5 protein-coding genes are annotated in these 4,819 nt (G+C 65.3%); 1 reads left to right on the plus strand and 4 read right to left on the minus strand.

Going from position 1 to position 4,819, the window contains the following annotated elements; translation table 11 throughout:
- From VF515_05460 to VF515_05475, 4 genes are all read right to left on the minus strand, one after another.
- On the minus strand, positions 1 to 472 hold a 472-nt coding region (locus tag VF515_05460), incomplete at its 3' end, for a DNA polymerase II (protein HEX7407083.1).
- Between the two features lie 117 nt (positions 473 to 589).
- Positions 590 to 1,225, minus strand: coding sequence for a class II aldolase/adducin family protein (locus VF515_05465; protein ID HEX7407084.1), 636 nt, complete (start codon positions 1,223 to 1,225; stop codon positions 590 to 592).
- A 71-nt stretch (positions 1,226 to 1,296) separates the two neighbouring features.
- A complete protein-coding gene (ggt, locus tag VF515_05470) occupies positions 1,297 to 2,928 on the minus strand; it encodes a gamma-glutamyltransferase (GenBank protein ID HEX7407085.1) in 1,632 nt (543 codons plus the stop codon).
- A gap of 11 nt (positions 2,929 to 2,939) precedes the next feature.
- Positions 2,940 to 4,067 carry a saccharopine dehydrogenase NADP-binding domain-containing protein gene (locus VF515_05475; protein HEX7407086.1) on the minus strand — a complete coding sequence of 376 codons (1,128 nt, stop codon included), beginning with the start codon at positions 4,065 to 4,067 and terminating at the stop codon, positions 2,940 to 2,942.
- Positions 4,068 to 4,166: 99 nt separating this feature from the next.
- Here VF515_05475 and VF515_05480 point away from each other — a divergent pair.
- Positions 4,167 to 4,819 (plus strand): S8 family serine peptidase (locus tag VF515_05480; protein HEX7407087.1); only part of this gene is annotated, 653 nt, incomplete at its 3' end.

The following is a 4,819-nucleotide window of genomic DNA, read 5'->3' on the forward strand; positions in this document are numbered from 1 at the left end:
CGATGTCGATCGACAGGACCTTCAATCGCGGCACCCAGCGCGCCGGCCGGAGGTTCGGATTGCGGTAGACGCGGCCCAGCCGCGGCCGGGTTTCGCCGGCACCGTCCAGTTCAAAGGCGCCGCGGATACCACGATCGATCAGATAGCGATACGCGAACCGTAGGTCGGCCTCGAGGCAGGCAATGCCCTGCTCTTCCAACTTGCGGCGGAGCGGCGGAACATCCGCAGGCACCGTCACGTACACCGTCGCCACGGGCTCCCCGCTCAAAGAACGGAACGCGCTATCTTCGACCCGCAGGCTGCTTGCCACCGTGTGCAGTCGTGCCACGTCCCGCTGGCGCACAAAGAAATGCGGGCGGGTGCGGTCATCAATGACCAGACATGGCTCCCCCGACTCGAGCACCCCGTAGAGGTGCACTTCGGGAAGGCCCCGCACCACCCGGTAGGTGGGCGTCAGGATGAAGCCACGCATCAACAGTATTATAGGGTGCAAGCGTGCAAGGGTGCCAGGGTTCAAGGGGATGAGGAAAACCTCGAACCCTAGAACCCTCGAACCCTAGATCCCTTGATCCCTGGAACCCTTTCCAGGTCAGATGAAATCCGCCAGCGGCGCGAGCCGTTCCACCCACTCGTCCGGCAGCAGGCTGATCGTGCCGCCGAACTGTTTGCAGTACATGACGATCTTGGCGGTTTCTTCCAGCATCATGGCACGTGTCACCGCCTTGCGGAGATCCGCTCCCACCGTCATCAAGCCATGATTCTGTAATATCGCGCCGCGACTTTTCTGCAGCGCTGCGGCGACCGCGTCTGCCAGCTCCTTGGAGCCCGGCATGAACCACGGCACGGTGACGGTATCGCGCAAAAACACGGCGTCGGTGTTGATGGGCGGAAAGGCCTGGTTGCAGATGCCGAAGGCGGTGGCGATGGGCGCATGCGTGTGCACGGCACCGGTGGTGCCGGGGCGGACTCTGTACGCCGCCGCATGCATTTGGTGCTCCACCGACGGCATCCGCGTCCCTTCGATCACCGTGCCGTCGGGCTGAATGTGCACCAGATCCGCTTCGACCAGCCCGCCCTTGTACATCTGGCTGGGCGTGATCCACAGCGTCTCGCCGTCGCTGCCCAAGGCGCTGATGTTGCCGCCGGTAGCGGTCAACAAGCCCATTGAAAACAGCTCGTTGGTGATCTGGATGATCTGCTCCTTCGCTTCCGCATCAGTCAGCATACAAGCCTCCCGCTCCGTGCACGGCACCATCCTCGGAGTCCCGCGTCAGGTCAAGCCGACGCGCGCTGCGCTCAGAAGCCGATGGCACAGCCGTCTTTACGGCGGTCGGACCCGCCCCAGAAGCTGCCGGTGGCTGGATCGATCATGATGCCCTGGCCGCCGCCGAAGCCGCCGCGGATCATCACCGCCTCTTCGCCCAGCACCACGTGCCCCAAGCCCGCGAGTTGTGAGCGCAGGTCGGGTGCGTACTCCGCTTCCAACGCCACGCGGTTGGTGTCGAGACAGTGGAAGCGCGGGAAATCGAGCCCCTCCTGCATGTTGAGACCGTAGTCGACCAGGTGGGAGACGACCTGAACATGCGCCTGCGCCTGCACGTCACCGCCCATCACACCGAACGACACGATCGGCTTGCCGTCGCGGAACAGCATCGCCGGGATGATGGTGTGAAACGGCCGCTTGCCCGGCGCCACGCAGTCGGGATGCGCCGGGTCCAGCACGAATCCGTAGCCGCGGTTCTGCAAGGCGATACCGGTGTCGCCGGCAACCATCCCGGAGCCGAACGGGAAGTACAGGCTGTTGATCAGCGAGACGACGTTGCCGGTGCGGTCGGCCACCGTCAGGTAAACCGTATCGGTACCGACCTTCACCGTGCCGGCCGCCGGCCCTTCGTGGGCCCGATCGAGGCGGATCAAGCCGGCACGGACATGAGCGTACTCCTTCGAAAGCAAGGCGGCGGTCGGAACCTCGGCATGCTCGGGGTCGGCGATGTACCGGTTGCGATCGGCCAACGCCAGCTTGACCGCCTCAATGCACAGGTGTACGGACTCGGAAGAACCCAGCGGATACGAAGCCAGGTCGAAGTTCTCCAAGATGTTCAGCCCGATCAACGCCGTCAGCCCTTGGCCGTTGGGTGGGATCTCGCAGAGACGGTAGCCACGGTAGTCGGTCCCGATCGGCTCCACCCAGCTCGACTCGTGCGTGGCAAAGTCTTCGAGACGGTGAACGCCGCCATGGGCTCGGGAAAAGGCCACGATCTCCTCCGCGATCACCCCGCGATAAAACGTATCCGCACCGCCAGCGGCGACTCGCTCCATGGTCAGCGCCAAGGCAGGGATGCGGAAGATCTCGCCGAGCCGCGGGGCACGGCCGTCGATCGTAAACGTCCGCAACGCGTCCGGATGCTGCAACACGCCGAACCGCGCAATCAGATCCCATTGATGCGCAATGATCTCACTGACCGGGAAGCCCTCGCGCGCATAGGCAATCGCCGGCTGCAACACGGCTCCTATGGACTGCGCGCCGAAGCGGCGGAGAGCCTCGCACCACGCGTGTACGGCTCCCGGCACGGTGACCGGGAGCATGCCGTGCACCGGCATTTCACTGAGGCCGCGCGCCTGGAGCACGCCGAGTGACAAGCCGGCCGGTGCCCGCCCGCTGCCGTTCAGCCCGTACAGCCTGCGCTCCTTGGCGTGCCAGATGAGCATGAAGCAGTCGCCACCGATGCCGGTGTTGAACGGCTCCACCACGCCGAGCACCGCCGCTGCACAGACGGCCGCATCGACCGCATTGCCTCCGCAGCGCAGCATGTCCAGAGCCGCGGCTGACGCCAGCGGCTGACTGGTGCACACCATGCCACCGCGCCCGAGCGCCATGGAGCGCTGGCTTCTGAATCCGGCCGGTGCGTTGCGGCGCGTGGCAAACATGCCGTCGGCCGTCAGGCTCCGCTCTTCTTGCGTGACCTCGAACGCTCGAGCTCCTCGCTGATTTCATACGTGAGTCCGAATGCCTTCAGATAGTCAAGCAAGGGGCCCGGCGCGAACGCGGCCGCGGGAGGCAACACTCCAGCACGGTCGAAGTCGTCGCGACACATCAGTTCGGCGCCGTACGCCGCGACCACCGCGGTCAAGCCATACGGATCACGGCCGTGCAGCAGCAGTCGCCGATGATCGGCGGTGCCACCGCGAACGCCACCGACATCGATGGCGACGCGAAACTCATCGCCGGCACGCGTGGCCTCGTCCGGCCCGCCCGTGCCCGCGCCAATGGCCAACTCTGCCAGACGCGAGAGCGGTGTCCGCAGCAGCGCCCGGAAAGCGGGAGCGGTGGCGGAAAGGACGCGTGCAGCGATCGGTGGCAGGCACATGAACACGCGAACTTCACGGACCTTCAGGTGGCGCGGGATGGTGATGATCTCAGCGCTCGGGAAGCTCACCGCGGCCACGCGGCCGGTGGGCGCGGGGAAATCCACGAAGCGCATCAGCTTGGCCGGCGTCTCTTCCACCCACTCGCCGCCGACATAGGCGTAGCCGCTGCTCTGCAGCATGCGGAGCACGGTGCGCTGCGTTCCCTGGCTCGGATGAAACACCGTCCTGTAGGTGACCTGCACCGTACCCACTTCGCTGAAGCCTTTTGCCGCCACCGCCGCCGCGCAATCCGACACCGCGATCTCGAACGCCTGGGCTGAGACGACGGCAACCCGCTGCTGCCGAGCCCATTGGTCGTAGTCCAGCATCGCCTTCATGAACGGCTGCTCGCCCGTGGTGTCCAGGTAATGCACTCCGTTGGCAATCGCAGCACGTACAACCGGCTCGCCGAAATCGATGAACGGCCCCACGGTATTGATGATGACGCGGCTGCGCTGTGCCAGGCGCTCGAGAGAGGCCGGGTCGTGGACGTCAGCCTGCGTGGTTTCGAGGTCACCCACATCGGCCGCCAAGCGCTGCAGCTTCTCTCGGTTGCGAGCAGCCGCAAGGACGGCCGCGCCGCGCCGTTTCAACTCGCGGACGATCAACCGACCCGTATAACCCGTCGCGCCCAGAACACTGATCGTCGTTTTCACCATTCCCAGGCGCATAGCGCCCGGCGCGGAAAGGTGTCAACACGTGGTGTCCCGAGACCGTCCGGAAGAACTGGCTTGATTTACATATTAGGGATCGATGTAATGTCCTGGATGCATGTCTTCCGCTGCTCGGCAGCAGCTCTCCTGTGCCTGACCCTAGCCACAGAAGCAGCAGCGCAAACATCGAAGCTCGGCCCCCGGATTGCCCGCCAAATCGAGACGGCAGGTGAGACGGAGGTGTTTGTCATCTTCGCCGCGCCGTCATCGCCCGAGCACGACCCGGCAGCGCGACGGCGCGCGGTCAGGCAGGCACGCGAGACCGTGCTGCCATCGTTGCGCGCCGAGGACGTTCGCGTGCACCACCAGTTCAACTTCGTGAGCGGTTTCACCGCCTCCGTCAACGCGCGCGGTCTGCGCCAACTGCTGAAACACCCGAGCGTGCTCCGTGTGGAACCCATGGAGCGCGGCTCCGCCGCCTTGGCGCAGAGCGTACCGCAAATCCGTGCCGACGCCGTGCACCGCCGTGACGATCTGGGACAAGGGGTGACGGTAGCGGTGCTGGACACCGGCGTCGACATCACGCATCCGGATCTTGAGGGGAGCGTGATTGCCGAAGAGTGCTTTTGCGCAGGCAACTGCTGCCCCAACGGCACGAATCGCCAGTCCGGCCCTGGCAGCGCCGCCACCAGTTATCCCCACGGCATCCACGTGACCGGGATCATCGTGTCGAAGGGCATCGTTGCGCCGACCGGCGT

The organism is Candidatus Binatia bacterium (assembly GCA_036382395.1).
Classification (GTDB): Bacteria; Desulfobacterota; Binatia; order HRBIN30; family HRBIN30; genus JAGDMS01.